Raw genomic sequence first — 19,365 nt, 5'->3', positions numbered from 1 at the left:
CGCCCCGGACAAACCCGGCGCCCCGCGTGTTAGGAAGGGCCCCCGCTACAACAGAAAGCGATAGGAAGGGCCCCTTCCTCACACACATCGGGTCGGAGAAACGGGGTACCGACGAGGCATGACGCTGGACGCGATGGAGCTACAGGAGTATCTCGCCAGGCTCGACTACCCGGTATCGAAGGAGGATCTTGTCCGCTGGGGTCAGGAGACCGGCCTCGACACCGACACCCTCCAGATGCTGCGTTCCCTGCCAGCCGACCAGTTCCAGTCTCCCGCCGAGGTCGGCAACGCGATCATCGCGCTCTCCTGACAGGTGTTAGGAGGGGGCCCTTCTTATACAAAAAGCGTTATAAAGGGGCCCTTCCTTACACCTCAGCGGGTGGTTGCGCTGTTGAGGTACGCCAGCACCGCCAGCACCCGGCGGTTGTCGTCGTCCGATGGGGCGAGGTCGAGCTTGGCGAAGATGCTCGCGGTGTGCTTGCTGACGGCGCTCTCGCTGAGGAAGAGCCGCTGCCCGATGGCGAGGTTGGAGCGCCCCTCGGCCATCAGCGCCAGCACCTCCCGCTCCCGGGGGGTCAACCGGCTGATCGGCTCCTCCCGCTCACTCCGCACGAGAAGCTTGGCGATCACGTCCGGGTCCATCGCCATCCCGCCGCCGGCCACCCGCCGTACCGCGTCGACGAACTGCTCCGCGTTGAAGACCCGGTCCTTGAGCAGGTACCCCACCCCGCCGTTGCCGTCGGCGAGCAGTTCCCGGGCGTAGAGCTGCTCGACATGCTGGGAGAGGACCAGCACCGGCAGCCCGGGGATCTCCCGACGGGCCACGAGCGCCGCCTGGAGCCCCTCGTCGGTCCGGGTCGGCGGCAGTCGTACGTCCACCACGGCCACGTCGGGGCGGAGCCCGAGCAGCGCCTCCAGCAGTTCGGGGCCGGTCTCCACCGCCGCCACCACCTCGAAACCGTGGGCGGTCAGCATCCGGGCCAGACCGTCCCTCAGGAGGTAGAGGTCCTCGGCGAGGACAACGCGCACGGCACCTCCAGGGTCACGACGGTCGGGCCGCCCGGCGGACTGCTCACCTCGACGACCCCGTCGAATGTACCGAGCCGCCGTTCGATACCGCGTACCCCGCTGCCCCGCGCCGGGTCCACCCCACCCCGCCCGTCGTCACGGACCACGACCCGCAGCCGGCCGTCGACGTACCGCAGCTCGACGGCGGCGCGCTCCGCCTGGGCGTGCTTGACCACGTTCGTCAGCAACTCGCTGACCGCGAAGTAGACCGCCGACTCGATCGGCGGCTCGGCCCGGCCGGGCAGTTCGATGCCGACCTCGGTCCGGACCGGAAGGTCCAGCGCGAGCGCCCGGATCGCGTCGGCGAGTCCCCGCTCCGCCAGCACCGGCGGGTGAATGCCCCGGACCAGGTCGCGCAGCTCGGCGAGGGCCTTCGCCGACGCCTCCCGGGTTTCGGCCAGCAGCGCCCGGGCCGCCGCCGGATCCCGGTCCAGCAGGTACTCGACGTGGCCGAGGTTGATCCCCATCGCGATCAGCCGGGCCTGTGCCCCGTCGTGCAGGTCGCGCTCGATCCGGCGCAGCTCCGCGGCCTGCGCCGCGGTGGCGTCGGCCCGGGTCTCGGTGAGCCGCCGGACCCGTAGCGCGAGCCGGGCCCGCGCGGTCGGGGCGAGCAGCAGCCGTACCCACCGGCCGTTCCCGCGCAGCACCCGGGGGGCGGCGAACACGCCGAACGCCGCCAGCGCCAGCCCGACCGGGATCGCCGCCGCCCCGGAGCCGGCGACGGCGGCGTACCAGGCGGCGGCGTCGCCCTCCGGCGTGACCCCGAGCAGCATCCAGAACCGGGGTACGGCCAGCCCGAACAGCCCGTACCCGAGTGCGGCCAGCGGTACCGCCAGCATCAGCCCGCCGACGACCGGGTCGAGGAGCAGCCACACGAGGTCCCGCCAGGTCGCCCCGTCCCGGGTCAACCACCGCAGCCGCAGGTGGTAGCCGGCCCACCGCTCGGTCCGGTACAGGTGGGCACCCACCCGGTACCGACCGTCCGGGCGCCGGGGCGGCAGCTCCGGTCGGGGCAGGTACGGGCTGGGCACCTCCACCCCGGACCACCGCCCGGCCAGCCGTCGGCGGAGCTCGGCGAGGTGGCGCACGTTCTCGATCAGTGGCGGGAGCACGGCCACGATCCCGAGGCCGTACCCGAGGAGCAGACCGAGGGCGCCGAGCGCGGCCAGGGGCAGGGCGAGCAGGCTCAGGCCGAGGAGGCAGAGCAGTCGGAGCAGGGTCACCAGCAGCCGGGCGTACCAGACGCGGAGCCGTCCGGGCTCGGGTCGGGGTGGACGCAGCAGCAGCCGGGTCCAGCGGCCGTGCAGCAGCACCAGCCCCGGGGCCAGGGCGAGGCCGGCGGCCACCGCCGCGAGCCCGGCCGGCAGCGCCCACCAGTCGGTGCCGGCCCGGCTGGCCGCGTACCACAGTCCGACGCCGACCAGCGCGGCCGGTGCCCCGCCGAGGAGCGTCCCGACCACCGGGTTGAGCGCCAACCAGGCGAGGTCCCGGTACGTCGCCGGGTCGCCGAGCAGCCAGTCGAACCAGTTGAGCGCCGCCGGCACCCAGGGCCGCCGGTAGAGCCGGTTGTCCCGCGGGTAGTGGCCCTCGGCGTCCGGCGCCGGCGGGGCCGGGCGGGGCTGGTACGGCACCTCGACCGGTACGCCCGACCACGTCCCGGCGAGACGCCGGGCGAGGTTGGTCACCGGCCGGCCGGCCCGGATCGCCAGTGGGGGCAGGACGAGCAGGCCCAGGCCGAACCCGACGACCAGGAACGCCAGGTGGACGACGAACGAGACGGCGGTGGCGACACCCAGCCCGGCAAGCGCCAGCCCCCGGAGCAGGGCCAGCCCGCATCGGCGTATCGGGTCGAGTGCCATGCGGCAAGTCTGGCCCGTGGCGTCGCCGGGCAACATGGGGCTAGCTGCCGAGAGGGGTGGGGTTAGCTACACCCTGATCCGGCAGCCGGACACATACCGGTCACCCCGTACCGCTCCATAGCGTCGCGGCATGACCACGAACGACGACCAGCCGGCGGCACTGCGCCTCGCCGGCCTGACCAAGAGCTTCGGCGACACCGTCGCGGTGGATCACGTCGACCTGACGGTGCCGGCGGGTTCCTTCTTCGGCCTGGTGGGCCCGAACGGCGCCGGCAAGACCACCAGCCTGGCGATGGCGGTTGGACTGCTCCGGCCGGACGCCGGCCGGGCAGAGATCTTCGGGGTGGACGTCTGGCGCGACCCGGTCGAGGCGAAGCGGCAGGTCGGGGTTCTCCCCGACGGCCTGGCCTTCCCGGAGCGGCTGACCGGTCGCGAGTTGCTCGGCTACCTCGGCCGGCTGCGCGGCATGCCCGCGGACCTCCTGGCCGACCGGGTGGACGAGCTGCTGCGGGTCCTCGACCTGGAGCGCGCCGACCGGACCCTGGTCCTCGGCTACTCGGCCGGGATGCGCAAGAAGATCGGGCTGGCCGCCGCGCTGCTGCACGCGCCCCGGCTGCTGGTCCTGGACGAGCCGTTCGAGGCGGTCGACCCGGTGTCCGCCGCCACCATCCGCGCGATCCTGCGTCGGTTCGTGGCGGCCGGTGGCTCGGTGATCCTCTCCAGTCACGTGATGACGCTGGTCGAGCAGGTCTGCGATCACGTCGGGGTGCTGCACCGGGGCCGGGTCGCCGCCGTCGGCCCGCTGGACACGGTCCGCGGTACCCGGAGCCTGGAGGACACCTTCGTCGAGCTGGTCGGCGCGCCCGGGCCGAGCGGAACGGAGCTGTCGTGGTTGGCGTCCTGATCGGGCTGCGGGGGACCCTGCTGCGCCGGTCGTTCTCCGGCACCCAGGGCTTCGCCCTCGGCTTCGGTGCGCTCTGTGGCCTCACCGGGGCGGCCGGCATGTTCTGGCACGCCGTCCGGTACGACGTCGCCCACAGCGGCGACCTGCTCGCCCTCGCCCTCGCCGGCACGCTGGTCGGCTGGCTGGTCGGGCCGGTGGTCGGCGGCGGTGACCCGGGGATCCGCGGGGAGCACCTCGCCCTCCTCCCGGTCCGGCGCGGTCGGCTGGTGCTCGGACTGCTCGGCGCGGCGCTGGTCGGGGTCGGACCGCTGACCACCCTGGTCGGGCTGGCCGCCCTGGTCGCCTACGGCGCCCGGCTCGGTCCGGCCGCGGCGCTGGTCGGCGTGCCGGGGGCGATCCTGCTGACGGTCCTGCTGGTGGTGCTGGCCCGGGTGGTGGTGACGGCGCTCGGGGTCGTGCTCGGGGGGCGGATCCGCGCGGTCCTGGCCGCCCTGCCCTGGGCGGTGCTGACCGCCGCCATGGCCCAGTGCTGGGTGGTGTTCCTGGCGCTGGGCGGCGGGACGAACCCGCTCGGCGCCGGGGTGCCGGCCAGCGTCGCCCGGGTGCTGCGGATCCTGCCGTCGGGCTGGCCGCTGGTGGCGGTGGAGGCGGCCGGTCGGGGTGCCGGGCTGCCGGCGGTGGGGGCACTGGCCGGGCTGGCCGGATTGATCGTCGTCGCCGTGCTCGGCTGGGCCGGGCTGCTGGACCGGCCCGCCACCGCGCCGGTGACCCACCTGCGCCGGCGTCTCCCGCTCAGCCGGCCGGCGCGGACCGGCGGGTCCGCGTTCGGCGCGGTCGTCCGTAAGGAGCTGCGTACCTGGTGGCGTGACCTGGTCCGGATCCACTACCTCGGCTTCGCCCTGACGTACGGGCTGGTCTTCGTGTCGATGCCGCTGCTGGTCGGCCTCAGCGACCTGCTGCCGCTCGCCGGGCTGGTCGCCGCGACCATGCTGGTTTCCTGTTCGGCGCACCTCTACAGCTCGGACGGGACGGGACTGTGGCTGACCCTGATGGTTCCCGGGGCGGAGCGGGCCGACGTGCGGGGTCGGCAGGTCGCCTGGCTGCTCCATGCCGCGCCGGTCGCCGTGCTGTTCACCCTCGCCGGCCTGGTCGGTGCGGTGCACTGGTGGACCCTGCCCTGGGTGACGGCGCTGCTGCCGGTCGTCCTCGGCGGCGGAGCCGGGCTGATCGTGCTGGTCTCGGTGCTGGTGCCGGTGCGGATGGCCGACCCGCACCGCCGGGGCGGCAACCCCGGCTCGGATGGCGGACCGATCGGCGGGCTCATCTGGCTGACCCTCGGGCTGCTCGCCGTGGTCTCGGCCCCGACCACCGCCCTGCTGTGGTACGGCGTCCGGGCCGGCAGCCCGACCCTGCTCTGGTCGGCGACCCCGGTCGGCGTGGCCAGCGGGGTCCTGCTGGCCTGGGGGCTGGGCCGCCTCGCCCACCGGCGGCTGGCCCGGCGCGGTCCCGAACTGCTGGCCCGGCTGGGCCAGGCCTGATCCTGACCCGCCCTGGCCAGGCCTGACCCTGGTCCGGCTGGGAGAGGCTGGGGCGGAGGCGGCTCGACGACCGGCCGCCTGGCCTGGAGCAGCTGGGAACCCTAATCGACCCAAGTCGGCTTAAATACTGCCAGACTATGCGAGGTGAAGGCTGACCAGCAGCGCCGCCAGACGCAGCCCGAACCGGCCGCGCCCGGGGCCCGGGTCACGCAGCTCGAACTCTTCTTCGACCTGGTCTACGTCTTCGCCTTCCTCAAGGTCACCACCACCTCGGCCACGTACTTCGGCGGGCAGGCCCTGCTGGCCAGTTTCGTGCTGCTGGCCCTGCTCTGGTCCGCCTGGAGCAGCTTCAGCCTCCTCGGCAACACCGTCCGGATCGACCAGGGCCCGTTGTCGCTGTTCGCGTTCGCGACCACGGCGGCGGTCTTCGTGGCCGCGGTTTCCATCCCGGAGGCGTTCATGGAGCGGCCCCCCGGGCCGCCCGGGCCGCCCGGCGACCTGGTCTTCGCCGCCGGCTACCTGGTGGTCCAGGTTCTCCAGCTCGCCGCCTTCCGGTACGCGACCCAGGGCGCCCCGCACCGGTGGGCGAACGTGGGGAAGCTCGCGACGGCGCCGCTGGCCGCCACGGCCCTCCTCTTCCTGGCCGCGCTGTTCGGGGGTGAGGGGCCCCTCGGGACGACGATCCGGTACGGGCTCTGGGTGCTCGCCGTCGTCGTCGTGTACGGCGCCGCGCTGATCCTGCCGGTCCGGGGATCGACCGTCGTCTCGGCCAGCCACTGGGCGGACCGCCACGCCCAGATCATCCTGGTCGCCCTCGGCGAGTCGGTGATCGCCCTCGGCATCGGGCCGGGTCTGCAGGCCGAACTGCCGATCACCTGGCCGGTCCTCGGTGCGGTCGCCCTCGGCATCACGCTGCTCGCCGCACTCTGGTGGGCGTACTTCGACGTCCGCGCCATCGCCGCCGAACGCGTCCTGCGTCGCGCGCGGGGAGCGACCCGCGCCGCGCTCGCCCGCGACGCGTACACCTACCTGCACCTGCTGATGGTCTTCGGGATCATCCTGCTCGCCCTGGGCATCAAGCGGCTCCTGGCCGCCATCGCCGACCCGGCGGCGGCGAACACCCGGGTGGCGGCCCACGGGATCGACCCGTACGTGCTCTACGGCGGGGTCGTGATCTACCTGGTCGCCCTGTTCGCCTTCCAGGTCCGCACGATACGGCGGCTCGACCCGTACTCGGTGGTCGTCGTCATCGTGCTGACCGGGCTGGTCGCGATCGCCGGCCAGCTCCCGGCGCTGGCCACGCTCGCCCTGCTCACCGGGGCCGTCGTGCTCGGCACGGCGGGGCAGTCCCTGCGCACCCGACAGCAGCGTCAGAAGATTCGCCAGGGCCACCTCGCCGAGCAGCGGGCGCTGGAGCACGCGGAGGCGCAGATCCGCGGGGACCACCCGGACGAGGTGTAGCGGGCGCTTCGGGGTCGACGTGCCGGACGGCGCCCGACATCCGGTGCCGGCGGGCTCTCGGCGAGTGACCGATCAGGGGGAGACCGTGACGGTACGCCCCTGCTCCCGGGCCGTCTGGGCGGCGGCCAGCACCGCCACCACCTCTCGGCCGAACCGCACGTCGCACCGGTGGTCCCGGGTGCCGGCGTCGATCTCGGCCAGGAGTTGGTCGATGGCGAGGCCGAGCGTCTCGACCCGCGTCCCCGTTCCCTCCGGCACGACGTCGATGCCGTTGTCGCCGTAGAAGGCGAACTCGGAGGTCACCGCGGAAGGCGGGGCGTCCAGGGTCAGGGAGAGGGTGCTGGTCGCCCCCTCGGCGTGCGCCAGCATCAGGTGGACGCTGTCCCGGGGGCCGTCCATCGCGGCGACCCGGGTGACCCGGCCGAGCACCGGCAGCAGCAGCGACAGTGCGTGCGGGCCCACGTCCCAGAGTGCGCCGTGGGTCCGCCGCCAGACCGATCCGGCGTACGGGCTGCCGGGCTGGAAGATCGACGCGTATATGACGCCCCGGGCGCCGTGCCAGCCGCCAGTGGCCGCCGCGGCGGCGAGGAAGCCGGCGACCTCGGGCTGGAACCGGCGGGTGAAGAAGACGATCGAGGCGACCCCGCTCCGGTCCGCCGCGGCGACGACCCGGTCGGCGTCCGGCAGGCTCAGGGCGAGGGGCTTGTCCAGCAGCAGGTGCCGGTCGGCGGTCGCGGCCCGCACCGCGATGTCGGCCTGTACGTCCGGGGGCAGCGCGACGGAGACCGCGTCCACCGCCTCGATCAGCGCGTCGACGTCGTCGAAGGCCGGTACGTCGTACCGCTCGGCCAGGGCTCGGGCCTTGGCCGGGTCGCGACCCCAGACGCCGGCGAGCCGTACCCGGGGGTGCGCGGCGAGGGCCGGGGCGTGTACCTCGGCGGCCCAGTGACCGGTACCGAAGAGTCCGAACGTGAGCACGAGCTGGCCCTCTCTCCTGGCGCTGCGGGACAGAGGCTCCTTCGTAGCACATCGATCCGGCTCGGCGTGCCGGTGTCCGGCGGGGTGAGGACGCCCAAAACGGCCTCCGGGCGAGCGCCGCGAGCCGGGCGAGCCGCGGATCGTCGGCGTGGGCGGGCCGCGGCCCCGGAGTCGCCCGTCACCGGTGGGGACGCTCCCGGCCACCGGTCCGGCGGCCCCGCCCCCGGCGGGGTGCCCGGGGGCGCCGGTCGCGGCGCCGGCTGTACCGCTGCGCCATCTGAATCGCCTCGTCGGCCTCGACGGCGGACTGCTCCGCCTCCTCCAGCAGCGCCCGAACCGCGACCTCGGCGACCCAGGCCGCCCGCGCGGCCCGGCGGGCCGCCACCGCCGCCCGGTCGTACTCGCGACGGGCCGCCATGAGCCGGATCCGCGCCTGGTCGAGCTGCCGTTCCCGCTCCTCGCGCAGCGGATCCCAGTCCCCGATACGCCGGAACACCTCGCGGAGCTGCGCCAGGGAGATGTCGCCCCGCCGGTACGCCGACAGCGCGGCCCGGGACACCACCCGGTCGCGTTCGGCACCGCCGACGGAAGCGGCGGCCACCACCGGCGGCGCGGCGGCGTACCCCGGAACGGTTCCGTGGTGGCGGCCGGGCTGCGCGGCGAGGCTTGCCGGAGCCCCTGCCTCGCGGGCCGCCGGGGCTGGTCCGTGGACGGTTGCCGGGCCGGGGCCGTCGACGGGAACCGTCACCGGGGCGTTCGCCCGCCGGGCCGCCGCCCGGGCGGCCGCGACCGCCCGGCGTACCTGGTCGTAGTGCCGCTCGGCCTCCTCCTGCGCCGCCCATGCCTCGTCCCGGGTGTGCTCGGCGGCCAGCAGCGCGGCCCGGGCGTCGCTCGCCACCGCGGCCGCCCGGCCGGCCTCGGTCCGGATCCGTACCGCGTGTGCGGTCAGCTCCGCGGCGGCGGCGCGCAGCCGGACCGGGTCCGGTCGCGGGGTACGGGGGCGGTCGGCCAGTACCGCGAGCCCGACGAGGGCCAACAGCACCAGGGCACCGACCATCAGCAGTGCCCAGACCTCCGTCACGACCACGCCGCGTCTCCCGGAGTACGCGTCGGTGCAGGTGCGGCCAATCATAGAAGAGGTTGATTGTCCAGCCCAGGCGCGCGTGACCCGGCCCGGAGCCGGGGCGGGCCGCCGCCGCTCGCCAGGGACGACCCGGGCCGGCGCGGGTGGCCGCCCATGGCCCGGTCGACGTCCTACTACGCCGGTTAGTAGACTGCGCCGGTGAACGAGTCGCGGACCGGCATGCCGACGCCCTGGCCGACCTGGCGGGCCGGCCGATGAACGACCTCCTCGTCACGCTGTCGATCACACTGTCGCTCGTCCTCGCGGTCTGGAGCCTGGTGACCACGATCCGCAACCGGCCGCCGGACCGCTCGCACCTCGCCGGCCTGGCCGTGGTGGAACTGGCGCTGCTCGCGCTCGCCGTCACCGCGCTGGTCGCCTGGGTCGGCGGCGAGCAGCCCGCCGAGGCCGGCACCTTCGCCGGCTACCTGGTCACGCTGGTCTGCCTGCCGCCGCTGGCGGGGGTGCTGGCCCGGATGGAGCCGACCCGCTGGGGTTCGGTGATCGTCACCGTGGTCTGCCTGGTCATCCCCGTGGTCGTGGTCCGCCTCCAGCAGACCTGGCAGGTGCCCGGTGTCTGAGCCCGCGCCCCCGCCGACCGGCTCGCAAGACCGGGCGCATGACGCGGGTGAAGCACGGCCCAGCGGCGCCGGCGGGCTGCCGCCGATCGGCCGTGGCGGGGCGCGCACGGCCGATCCGGGTGGGGACCGGTCCACCGGCCCGGGCGAGGATCGGACGGCCGCGCGGCCGGGGCAGCGGCGGATCAACAGTGGTCCCGGGCGGGCCCTGGTCGCGGTCTACATCCTCTTCGCGATCGCCGCCACCTCGCGGGCGACGGTGCAGATCGCCACCAGGTTCTCCGAGGCGCCGGTGGCGTACCTGCTCAGCGCGCTCGCCGCGGTGATCTACATCGTCGCCACCGTCGGGCTGGCCCGCGGCGATGCCGTCGGACGCCGGACGGCCGTTATCTGCTGCTCGGTGGAGTTCGCCGGGGTGCTCGCCGTGGGAGCGCTCAGCCTGCTCGATCCGGCGCTCTTCCCGGACGACACCGTCTGGTCGGATTTCGGCGGCGGTTACGGGTACGTCCCGCTGGTGCTGCCGGTTGTCGGCCTGCTCTGGCTGCGTCGGACCCGTTCCGACGCCGCATCCCCCACCCCGGGCGATACCGCCTGAGCGGGTGCCGGGCCGGGGCGACCGGGTGGAGACCCGTCGTACCCGGGCGTGGTGCGGCGGCTCCGCAGACGCCAACACCGGCCGCCGGCCCGCCGGGCGTCGTGGCGGAGGCCGGCGGCCCGGGTGGCCGGGTCAGCGCCTCACGGCAGCGTGTCGAGGTGCGGCCGGACGGTCCGGGCGAATCCGTTGCCGTTCGCCACGTCCCAGTTGATCGACCAGGTCATCGCGCCCCGGATCCCCGGGTAGGTGCGCGGCGGCCGGAAGCTGCCGCAGTTCGTGCCCCGGGCCAGGCAGTCGAGCGCCTGGTTGACCATCGTCGGGGGGACCACGCCGCCCCCGGCGGCCCCGGGTCCGGCCGGGAGGCCGAGCGCCACCTGGTCGGGCCGGAGCCCGGCCTCGAGTTGGAGGCAGGCCAGCGCGGTCAGGAAGTTGATGGTCCCCTGGCTGTACGCGAAGGACTGGTCGCAGCCGAGCATCGAGCCGGAGTTGTAGTACTGGGTGTGGACGACGGTGAGGATGTCCCGGATGTCGAGGGCGAGCTTGAAGTAGGAGACCGACGGTGACTGCATGTCGATGGTCTGCGGCGCCATGGTGATGATCAGGCTCGGGCCGACCCGGCTCCGCAGCGCGCGCAACGCCTGCGCCATGTACGTCGGGTTGAGCCCGTTCTCCAGGTCGATGTCGACACCGTCGAAGCCGTACTGCTGGATGAGGGCGTACACGCTGTTGCTGAACGCGGTGGCCGAGGCGGCGTCGTTGACCACGACCCGGCCGGTCTCGCCGCCGACCGAGAGGATGACCTTCTTGCCCCGGGACTGGACCGTCCGGACGTCGGCGCTGAAGTCGGCATTGGTGTAGCCGCCGAGCGAGGCCGACAGTCCGGGGTCGATGCCGAAGGTGACCGCGCCGGGGGTGCTGGTCGCCTCGGCGAAGGCGACCGCGATCACGTCGTACTCCGCGGGTACGTCACGCAGCCGCAGTTCCACCGCGGCGTTGTCGAAGTTGTGCCAGTACCCGGTGAGGAAGTGCCGGGGGAGGCCGGTGGGTGGGTTGCTGGTTGGAGGCGTGGTGGGGGGCGTGGTCGGCGGGGTGGTCGGGGGCCTGGTCGTGGTGGGCGGGGTGGTTGACGGGGCCCCGCCGCAGGCGGCGCCGTTCAGGGTGCAGGTGGTCGGCGTGCCGGAGCCGACGGCGATGAAGCCGAACGAAACCGACGCGCCGGGCGCGATGGTGCCGTTTCAGGACCGGTTGGTGAAGGTGTACCGCTGGCCGGAGGAGGTCAGCAGTGCGTCCCAGTACGTCCCCACGGTGGTGCCGGCGGGCAGCTCGAACGTCAGCGACCAGCCGTTGATCGTGGTCGAGCCGCCGTTGGTGATGGTGTACCTCCCCTCCCAGCCGGAGCCCCAGTCGGAGGTCTTGACGAGGGTGGCCGTCGGCCCGGCGGCGTATGCGGGGTTGGTGGCCCAGACCGCGCCGACCGCGGCCAGCAGGCCGGCGACGACGGACAGGACAAGGCTTCTGCGGCGTCTCATGGCATTCTCCACCGACGGTCCGACATCCACAGCCATCGACTGTTCGCCAATTATTAGGACTGTTAACTGTTTATGTCCAGACCTGGCTCGGCAGCCGCTACCTCGGGGAGGTCGCGCGGTCACGACCGGCGACGCGACGTAGCACCGCCTGCTCCGCGCCGGTCCAGGCCGTCGTGGTCACCAGGTAGAGCACGGCTGCCAACGGCACCACCAGGGCCACCACCACCGTCCCGTACGGCAGCAGCGGCATCACCCGGGTCAGCAGGCCCGCCCCCGGCACCGCCTCGCCCTCCGCCGGTGCCGCGCCCGGCATGGCCACCGCCTTCCGCATCCGCCGCGACGACCACCAGGCCAGCAGCACCAGCAGGATCAGCAGTACGCCGAAGAGGGGCCCCGCCGTCCCGGGGAGTCCGTCCCCGACGCGGTGGCCGAGGGGTACGCCGAACAGCTCCGCGGCGAGCAGTCCGCTCTGGTCGCCGGCTCCGCCGGGCACGGCGAAGAGCTGGTACATGACGAGGAAGAACGGCCACTGGGCCAGCGCGGGCAGACATCCGGCGACCGGTGATACGCCGGCCGAGCGGTACAGCTCGACCAGTTCGATGCGGAACCGGTCGGGCTGGTCGGCGTACCGCCGCCGAAGTTCGCGGATCCGCGGCGCGAGCGCGGCGCTGCGTTGCTGGCCCCGGATCTGCGCCCAGCTCAACGGCGAGATCAGCAGCCGGACCAGGACGGTGAAGAGGACGACGGCGGCGGCGGTGGCCGCGGTGCCGACGGCCGGTTGAACCAGTGTGGCGAGCAGGGTGACCAGGTGGGCGGCGACGCCGACGGCGCCGGCGAGTGGTGCGAAGGCAGACATGTGGAGACCCCTCGGGTGCGATTCCGGTGACGGTGGACGGCACCGAGCCGTCCGGGAGGCTCCCGCCCGCGACCTGCGGCACACGGGCGACCGGCGTGGGCACCGCGACCGGCGGTGGCGCGACGACCGAGGAGGACACGACCGACGGCGACGCGGTGACCGGCGCGGACACCGCGATGGCGGGGCGCCGCTGACGTGGCGTGCGTCAGCGGTTGGCGAGGACGGTCGCGACCCGGGGCGACGCCGCCGGCGACCGGAGTCGCGGTGTCACGTGCGCCGTGGCCCGGGGAGGGACGGGAGCAGGGAACGGAACCGGCGGGGCGGCGACGAGCCCGTCGCTACCCGGCCGAGGGGTGGGGCGAGGGTGCCCGGGGTCGGGGTCGGCCGGCGGCGTCCGGGTCGAGCTGTCGTGGTGTCCGGCACCGGCGGGCCCGCTGCCGCAGCGCGGCGCCGAGGCGTACCCGGGCGGCGGTGCTCCCCCGACCGAGCGGCAACCGGCCGACGAGCGCGGCGAGGAGCAGGACCGCGGCGGCGGCCACGGCGGCACCGGCCAGCGACTCGCCGGCCTGGCCGGCCGAAAGCCGGGTGCCGAGCTGGATGAGCGGCAGCGCCGCCCAGCCGAGCAGGAGGGCCACCCCGCCGAGCCCGAACGCCCGGCCGGTACCCACCCTCGACATCCCCGACATGGGACCCAGACTAGCCGGCACGAGCACGCCTCACCGCGGCGCGGTGGCGGCGCGGACGTCCGCGACGAGGCGCCGGGTGAGCCAGAGCGGCGAGGTGACCGCGTTCCCCACCACCACGGCGTGCGCGCCGGCCGCGAAGGCCGCCGCGACCTGGTCGGCGTTCCGGTAGCGTCCCTCGGCGAACACCGGCACCGGCACCTCGACCGCGAGCCGGGCCAGCAGGTCCAGGTCCGGCCCGTCGCCGGCCGGGCTGGTGGGCGTGTACCCGGAGAGTGTGGTCGCGACCGCGTCCGCTCCGGCCTCGACCGCGGCGATTCCCTCCGCGACCGTCGAGACGTCGGCGAGCACCAGGGCCGCCGTCTCGCCGTGCACCGCCCGGACCGTGTCGGCGAACGTACGCCCGTCCGGGCGCGGCCGGTCGGTCGCGTCGACCGCCACCACCTGCGCCCCGGCCTCGGCCGCCGCGAGCGCGTGTGCGGCGGTCGGGGTGATGACGACGCCCGCGGTCCCCGCCTTGACCAGCCCGATCACCGGTACCTGCACCGTCTGCCGGATGGCGGCGATGTCGGCGGTGCCGTTCGCCCGGATCCCGACCGCTCCCCCGCGCACCGCCGCCGCCGCGACCCGGGCCTGGACGTACGGGTCCCGCATCGGATCGTCGGGCTCGTCCGGCAGCGGCTGGCAGGAGATCACCAGCCCGCCCCGGAACACGTCGAGGAGACTCATCAGACCTCCATCGCGAGTCGGGCCGCCCCGACGGCGACCGCGTCGTCGCCGAGCGCGGCGGGCAGCAGCGGTACGTCGGACCACGCCGGGAGCAGTGCGGTCGCGTACGCCAGCCGGGTGGCGGGCAGCAGCGCCCCGGCCGCCCCACCGGCCAGGACCACGACCTGTGGGTCGACCAGGGCGACGAGCCCGGCGAGAGCCCGACCGAGAGCCCGACCGGCCCGCTCCACCACCGTCTCGGCGGCGACGTCGCCCTGCTCGGCGCGCCGGGCCACCTCCCGCCCGCTGATCCGCTCGCCGGTGGCGAGGGCGTAGGCGGCGGCGAGCCCGGTGCCGGAGGCCAGCGCCTCCAGGTGACCGTACCGGCCGCAGGAGCAACGGAGCCGCTCGGCACCCGGGGTGGGCAGGTGGGCCACCGCGCCGGCCGCGCCCCGGGCGCCGGGGACGATCCGCCCGTCGGCGACGATCCCGGCCCCGAGGCCCGTGCCGACCGCGACCAGGAGCAGATGTCGCCGGTCCCGCCCGGCACCCCGCCAGGACTCGCCGAGCGCGGCGACCCGGACGTCGTTGTCGACCCGTACCGGGCGGCCGAGCCGGGCGCCGAGTTCGGCGCCGATCCGGGTGCCCGCCCAGCCGGGCAGGTGGTCGGTGGCGTACCGGACGGTGCCGTCGGCCGGATCGACGGTGCCGGCCGCGCCGACCCCGATCGGGCCGGCGCCGGCGGGCAGGAGGCGGTCGACGAGCCCGGCGGCGGTGTCCAGCACCGCCGCCGGGCCCTTCCGGGCAGGGGTCGGGGCCTGGGTACGCCCCACCACATCGCCGTCCGGGGTCACCAGCACGGCGAGGGTCTTGGTGCCCCCGATGTCGATCCCGAGGTACGTCGCGGTCACGCGCCGCCCCGGTCGTGCGGGACGGTGACGGTGACGGTGCAGCCGACGGGGCGGCCGATCTCGTCGTGCCCGGCGTACCGGAGGGTGTAGACCCGGTCCCCGCCGTTGCCGGCGCGTTCCGCCCGCAGGCTGCCGCGCAGCGACGGCGTGCCGACGGTGAACCCGGCGACGTCCTCAGGGTCGCCGCCGGTCACCTCGGCCAGCGTGAACGCGTACGGCCCGAGGACGCCGTCGACCAGGTCGACACGGACGTTCACCTCGACCATCCGGTGGTTCGGCGGCCAGAGCACCGGCCGGTCGACCGTGCAGTCGAGTTCCCGGGTCGGCACCGGCTCGTCGAGGGTTGCCACGGCGTGTCCGATGGTGGCGGCGAGCCGTCCACCGGCCTCGTAGTACATGTGCATCGTCCGGCCGTCCACATAGAACGTCGGCGCCGCCGAACGTCCCAGGTCGGGAGCGGTGGACATCGAGTCGTGCACGATCCCGAGGTGGATCTCCTGGTCGAAGTCCTCCCCGACATCGACGGCGTGCATGTTCCCGTCGGCGGCGTGGAAGATCACCAGGTTGCGTCCCTGCCAGCGGAGGAAGAACGGGCCGGAGGCGTTCGGACCCTCGACGCCCTGCGGGGTCACGATCGGCTGGGGCTGGATGACCCAGTTCCGGGCGTCGTTCGAGACGGCCCAGCGGATCCGCCGCGACACCGGTCCGGTCGGCCCGGGCGGCGCCGCGGTCGGGTTGTCCATGAAGAGCATCAGGTAGCGGGTGCCGAGCCGCGGCACCGCCTGTTCGAAGACCCGGGCGTACGACGTCTCGCCACCGGTGCTGGCGTCCCGGCTGACCGCGGTGCCGCCGTACTCGAAGTGGATGCCGTCGGTGGAGGTGGCGTACCGGGTGATCGAGTTCTCGCCGTGGAAGTAGAGGAAGAGCTTCCGCTCCTCCTCGATCCAGACGGCGTGCGGTGAGGAGACGTGGCTGACCGTGGGATAGTGCGGCAGCCAGGTGTTGGAGATCAGCGGGTTGAGCGGGTACTCGGTCCACGGGCCGTCGATCGAGTCGGCGTACGCCAGGGCGATCCCGCCCGGCCGCTCGTGCGGGGCGTAGTAGAGGTAGTAGGTGCCGAGCGGGTTCGCGAAGTAGTCGGCGGCCCGGATGACGCTGGGGAAGATGAACTCGTTCGTCGGGTTGTAGGCGAGGGTGCTTTTGTCGAACGCGTTGTCCCGGTAGGTGAACGCGGGGAAGTCGAACCCGGTGGCCGCGACCAGCGCGGCGGTTCCGGCCGGTGCGGCCGCCCGGACCGGGGACGGCCCGGCCAGCGCGGCGACGAGCGCCGCGGCGCCGATCGCCGCGCCCGCGGTACGTAACGGCGTCACGCAGGAGACTCTCATGAGCGTGCTCCTTCTTCCGGTGGGGGTTTCCTCGGGGGATGAGGGGACGGGGGCGGACGCCCGCTAGCCCTTCAGGCCGGTGTGGGCGAGCCCTTCGACGAACTGCTTCTGGGCGATGACGAAGACCAGCAGCACCGGGATCGCGGTCAGCGACGCGGCGGCGAGCTGCACGTTCCACATCGGACCGCCGTACGCGTCGACGAACTGGGTCAGCGCCTGCGGCAGGGTGAACTTCTCCGGCGTGGAGAGGTAGACGATCGGTTCGAGGTACAGGTTCCAGCTGTGCAGGAAGGTGAAGATGGCGACCGCGCCCAGGGCCGGCCGGGCCAGCGGCAGGGCGATCCGGTAGAAGGTGGCGAACCGCCCCAGCCCGTCCACCCGCGCCGCCTCCTCCAGCTCGTTCGGCAGGCTGATGAAGAACTGCCGCATGATGAACGTCGCCAGCACGCTCGGCGCGCCGAGGATCGGCACCAGGATCAGCGGCCAGTGGGTGTCGACCAGATCCAGCTTCAGGAACATCTGGAACAGCGGGACGATCGTCACCTCACTCGGGATCAGCAGGCCGACGAGGACGACCAGGAAGAGCAGGTTCTGGCCCCGGAAGCGGATCCGGGCGAAGGCGTACCCGGCGAGCGCCGAGACCGCCAGGGTGCCGGCGGTGACCACCAACGCGATGTAGAGGCTGTTCAGGTACTGCCGCTCGAACGGCTGCACCTCGAAGACCCGCTGGTACGCGTCGAGGCTCACGCTGGTCGGCACGAGCTTCGGCGGGAACGCGAAGATGTCCGAGACCGGCTTCAGCGACGAGGTGACCATCCACCAGGTCGGGAAGACGAACGGCACGCAGAGCACCAGCAGGACGCCGTACAGCGTCAGCCTCGCCCGCCGGGACAGCCTACGACTCATGGAACACCCACCTCCTGCGCATCTGCCACTGGAGGACGGTCAGCGCGAGCACGATGACGAAGAGCAGGACCGACAGGGTGGCGCCGTACCCGAAGTGGTGGAACTGGAACGCCTGCTGGTAGAGGTAGTAGACGAGCACCGTGGTGGAGGTGCCCGGCCCGCCCTGGGTCAGCACCGCGATCTGCGCGAAGACCTGCAACGACCCGACCACGGTGATGATCGAGGTGAGCAGGATCGTCGGACTGATCAGCGGTACGGTGATCCGCCAGAACTGGCGCGCCCGGCTCGCCCCGTCGACCTCGGCGGCCTCGTACAGCTCGGCCGGGACCCCCTGCAGGGCGGCGAGGAAGAGCACCATGTTGAGGCCGACGTTCTTGAACACCTGCACGACCACGACCGAGACCATCGCCGTCGCCTCACCGCGCAGCCAGTTCGGCCCGTCCACCCCGATCGTGTCGAGCAGGCCGTTGATGCCCCCGTTGTCCTGCAGCAGGAAGCCCCAGACGATGGTCCAGGCGACCAGCGAGACCACCACCGGGGAGAAGAACAGGGTGCGGAAGACGACGGTGCCACGCAGGCGCTGGTTGAGCAGGACGGCCAGCAGCAGGGCCAGGCTGAGGTTGCACAGCACCAGCCCGACCGAGAAGAGCGCGGTGGCCCGGAGTACCGACGGCAGCGTCGGGTCCTCGGCCAGCGCCCGGTAGTTCTCCGCGCCGACGTAGTCGAAGGTGCCGGCGAGCACGTTCCACTCGTGCAGGCTGTACCAGACCACCAGGGCCAGCGGCAGCAGCACGAAGACGGCGCTGCCGAACAGCTGCGGGGCGATGAAGACGTACCCGGTCAGCTGGTCACGACGGCGGCTGGTCCAGAACGGCCGTCGCGCGGAGCCGCCCGAGCCGTCAACCGGGACAGGCGCCGGCCCGCCGGCCCCGCCGGCGGGCCGGTTGGCGCCCCGGCCCGCCGCTTCCTCCGTCTGGGACATGGTGCGGCGTCCCTACTTCGCGAGCAGTGGCTGGATCGTGGCGCAGACGCCGTCGAGCACCGCCTTGACGTCCGCGTCCGGCTTCCAGAGCGGGTCGAGTGCGGCCCGCACCTGCTGGCTGAGTTCGGCCTGGCCGGTGTGGTTCGGCTTGACCACGCCGGTGGTGATGCCGTCGATGACGACCTGCTGCAACTGCTCCTGCGTGAGCTTCGGGTTCGTCTTGGCCAGCGTCTCGGCGGTGAGCTGCGACTGACGCGGCGGCGGGAAGAACTGGGCCAGCTTCGCCGAGTTCTCCGGATTGGTCAGGTACGCCAGGAAGTCGAGCGCCGCCTTCGGGTGCTTGCCCTGCTTGAGAACCCCGAGGCCGCCCTGGCCGATGACGGCGTACCTCCCCTTCGGCCCGGCCGGCAGCGGGACGAGGTCCCAGCCGAAACCGTCCTCCTTGAGCAGCGACGCGCGGGAGATCTGGGTGATCGTCATGGCGGCGTCCCCGGCGAAGAAGTCGGCGGTGGTGCCCGGGCCGGGCAGAGCCTTGTCGACGAAGATCGCCCGGTGCAGGGTGGTCATCGCCTCGACCATCTCCGGCGCGGTGAAGCCGCAGGTCTTGCCGTCCTCGCTCCACGCCCGGGCACCCCAGCCGGTCCAGAACGTCGACAGGTTGTCCCATCCCTTGTAGTCGAAGTCCCGGATCACCAGACCGGCCTTGCCGGTCTCCCGCTGCACGGCGGCGGCCGCGGCGAGCACGGTCGACCAGTCCCACCGCCCGGCGGCGATCAGCTCGGCCGGCGTCTTCTGCTTTGCCCGCTTCAGCAGGTCGGTGTTGACGAAGACCCCGAACGGCGAGGTGGAGAAGGGGTAGGCGTAGAGCTTGCCGTCCCGCTGCCAGAGCTTCAGCGGCCCGGGCGCCAGGTCGTCGAACTGGTAGCCGTCGGTGCCGCGCAACGTCTCGTCCAGCGGCAGCAGCGCGCCGGAGGAGACGAAGTCCGGGGCCGAACTCTCGAAGATCCAGGCCAGGTCCGGCGCGTTGCCACCGGCGATCTGGGTGGTCAGGCTGGTGGTGTACGTGTCGAACGGCAGCGGGTCGAACCTGATCTCGGTGACGTTCGGGTGGCTCTTCCGGTACTCCTCGGCGATCTGGTTGAACAGCGCGAGGTGCTGTTCGTTCGCGGTCCAGATCGTCATCCGCAGGCTGGCCGGGCCGCCGTCGCCGGCGTCGTCGCCACCGCCGCCACAGGCGGCGAGTGCGACCGTGCCGACGAGCGCCACGGCGGTCAGCCGTAGGCTCCGTCCTATTCTCACTT

18 protein-coding genes and 1 pseudogene are annotated in these 19,365 nt (G+C 73.6%); 6 read left to right on the top strand and 13 right to left on the bottom strand.

What is annotated here, in order from left to right; translation table 11 throughout:
- Window positions 1-118 precede the first annotated feature (118 nt).
- Window positions 119-310: a DUF2795 domain-containing protein gene (locus EF879_RS12105; RefSeq protein ID WP_123557861.1), complete on the top strand. Its 192-nt coding sequence runs from the start codon at window positions 119-121 to the stop codon at window positions 308-310.
- A 62-nt stretch (window positions 311-372) separates the two neighbouring features.
- Here EF879_RS12105 and EF879_RS12100 read toward each other — a convergent pair whose 3' ends face one another.
- A complete protein-coding gene (locus tag EF879_RS12100) occupies window positions 373-1,029 on the bottom strand; it encodes a response regulator transcription factor (RefSeq protein WP_123557859.1) in 657 nt (218 codons plus the stop codon).
- Window positions 993-2,927 carry a sensor histidine kinase gene (locus EF879_RS12095; RefSeq protein ID WP_158624156.1) on the bottom strand — a complete coding sequence of 645 codons (1,935 nt, stop codon included), beginning with the start codon at window positions 2,925-2,927 and terminating at the stop codon, window positions 993-995. Before EF879_RS12095 ends, EF879_RS12100 begins: the two co-directional genes overlap by 37 nt.
- A 130-nt stretch (window positions 2,928-3,057) precedes the next feature.
- On the opposite strand from EF879_RS12095, the gene EF879_RS12090 reads away from it, so the two are divergent.
- The 3 genes from EF879_RS12090 (at window position 3,058) to EF879_RS12080 (ending at window position 6,830) form a co-directional block, all read left to right on the top strand.
- Window positions 3,058-3,831, top strand: a complete 774-nt coding sequence (locus EF879_RS12090) for an ABC transporter ATP-binding protein (protein ID WP_123557855.1) — start codon at window positions 3,058-3,060, stop codon at window positions 3,829-3,831.
- Entirely contained in the window at window positions 3,816-5,369 is a 1,554-nt protein-coding gene (locus tag EF879_RS12085; protein WP_123557853.1) for a hypothetical protein, read from the top strand. The genes EF879_RS12090 and EF879_RS12085 overlap by 16 nt, the downstream gene beginning before the upstream one ends.
- A 144-nt stretch (window positions 5,370-5,513) precedes the next feature.
- Complete coding sequence (locus EF879_RS12080) at window positions 5,514-6,830, top strand: low temperature requirement protein A (RefSeq protein ID WP_123557851.1); 1,317 nt, start codon at window positions 5,514-5,516, stop codon at window positions 6,828-6,830.
- Between the two features lie 72 nt (window positions 6,831-6,902).
- Here EF879_RS12080 and EF879_RS12075 read toward each other — a convergent pair whose 3' ends face one another.
- Together EF879_RS12075 and EF879_RS12070 are read right to left on the bottom strand one after the other, a co-directional pair.
- Window positions 6,903-7,808 (bottom strand): Gfo/Idh/MocA family protein, encoded by a 906-nt coding sequence (locus EF879_RS12075; RefSeq protein WP_123557849.1) that lies wholly within the window; start codon window positions 7,806-7,808, stop codon window positions 6,903-6,905.
- A 178-nt stretch (window positions 7,809-7,986) separates the two neighbouring features.
- Complete coding sequence (locus EF879_RS12070) at window positions 7,987-8,895, bottom strand: hypothetical protein (RefSeq protein WP_123557847.1); 909 nt, start codon at window positions 8,893-8,895, stop codon at window positions 7,987-7,989.
- Between the two features lie 251 nt (window positions 8,896-9,146).
- Here EF879_RS12070 and EF879_RS12065 point away from each other — a divergent pair, with 251 nt between their 5' ends.
- Both EF879_RS12065 and EF879_RS12060 read left to right on the top strand, forming a co-directional pair.
- On the top strand, window positions 9,147-9,512 hold the full coding sequence (locus tag EF879_RS12065) for a hypothetical protein (RefSeq protein ID WP_123557846.1): 366 nt from the start codon (window positions 9,147-9,149) through the stop codon (window positions 9,510-9,512).
- A gap of 181 nt (window positions 9,513-9,693) precedes the next feature.
- Window positions 9,694-10,104 carry a hypothetical protein gene (locus EF879_RS12060; RefSeq protein ID WP_123558417.1) on the top strand — a complete coding sequence of 137 codons (411 nt, stop codon included), beginning with the start codon at window positions 9,694-9,696 and terminating at the stop codon, window positions 10,102-10,104.
- Between the two features lie 140 nt (window positions 10,105-10,244).
- Here the strand turns inward: EF879_RS12060 and EF879_RS12055 are convergent.
- The 9 genes and pseudogenes from EF879_RS12055 to EF879_RS12010 all read right to left on the bottom strand — a co-directional run bounded on the left by EF879_RS12055 (window position 10,245) and on the right by EF879_RS12010 (window position 19,363).
- Window positions 10,245-11,633, bottom strand: a pseudogene (locus EF879_RS12055) (chitinase).
- A 97-nt stretch (window positions 11,634-11,730) separates the two neighbouring features.
- Window positions 11,731-12,489, bottom strand: coding sequence for a membrane protein insertase YidC (locus EF879_RS12050; RefSeq protein ID WP_123557844.1), 759 nt, complete (start codon window positions 12,487-12,489; stop codon window positions 11,731-11,733).
- A gap of 338 nt (window positions 12,490-12,827) precedes the next feature.
- Entirely contained in the window at window positions 12,828-13,166 is a 339-nt protein-coding gene (locus EF879_RS12045; RefSeq protein ID WP_123557842.1) for a DUF6412 domain-containing protein, read from the bottom strand.
- A gap of 39 nt (window positions 13,167-13,205) precedes the next feature.
- Window positions 13,206-13,901, bottom strand: a complete 696-nt coding sequence (locus EF879_RS12040) for an N-acetylmannosamine-6-phosphate 2-epimerase (protein WP_123557840.1) — start codon at window positions 13,899-13,901, stop codon at window positions 13,206-13,208.
- Complete coding sequence (locus EF879_RS12035) at window positions 13,901-14,791, bottom strand: ROK family protein (protein ID WP_123557838.1); 891 nt, start codon at window positions 14,789-14,791, stop codon at window positions 13,901-13,903. The genes EF879_RS12040 and EF879_RS12035 overlap by 1 nt, the downstream gene beginning before the upstream one ends.
- On the bottom strand, window positions 14,788-16,176 hold the full coding sequence (locus tag EF879_RS12030) for a hypothetical protein (protein ID WP_199736327.1): 1,389 nt from the start codon (window positions 16,174-16,176) through the stop codon (window positions 14,788-14,790). The genes EF879_RS12035 and EF879_RS12030 overlap by 4 nt, the downstream gene beginning before the upstream one ends.
- A 63-nt stretch (window positions 16,177-16,239) precedes the next feature.
- A complete protein-coding gene (locus EF879_RS12025) occupies window positions 16,240-17,082 on the bottom strand; it encodes a carbohydrate ABC transporter permease (protein WP_123557836.1) in 843 nt (280 codons plus the stop codon).
- Window positions 17,072-18,064, bottom strand: coding sequence for a carbohydrate ABC transporter permease (locus EF879_RS12020; RefSeq protein ID WP_123557834.1), 993 nt, complete (start codon window positions 18,062-18,064; stop codon window positions 17,072-17,074). Before EF879_RS12020 ends, EF879_RS12025 begins: the two co-directional genes overlap by 11 nt.
- A 12-nt stretch (window positions 18,065-18,076) precedes the next feature.
- Window positions 18,077-19,363: a sugar ABC transporter substrate-binding protein gene (locus tag EF879_RS12010; protein WP_233604393.1), complete on the bottom strand. Its 1,287-nt coding sequence runs from the start codon at window positions 19,361-19,363 to the stop codon at window positions 18,077-18,079.
- Window positions 19,364-19,365 lie beyond the last annotated feature (2 nt).

This window comes from Micromonospora sp. HM5-17 (genome assembly GCF_003762835.1).
Classification (GTDB): domain Bacteria; phylum Actinomycetota; class Actinomycetes; order Mycobacteriales; family Micromonosporaceae; genus Plantactinospora.
This window is presented reverse-complemented; position numbering and strand designations above follow the sequence as displayed.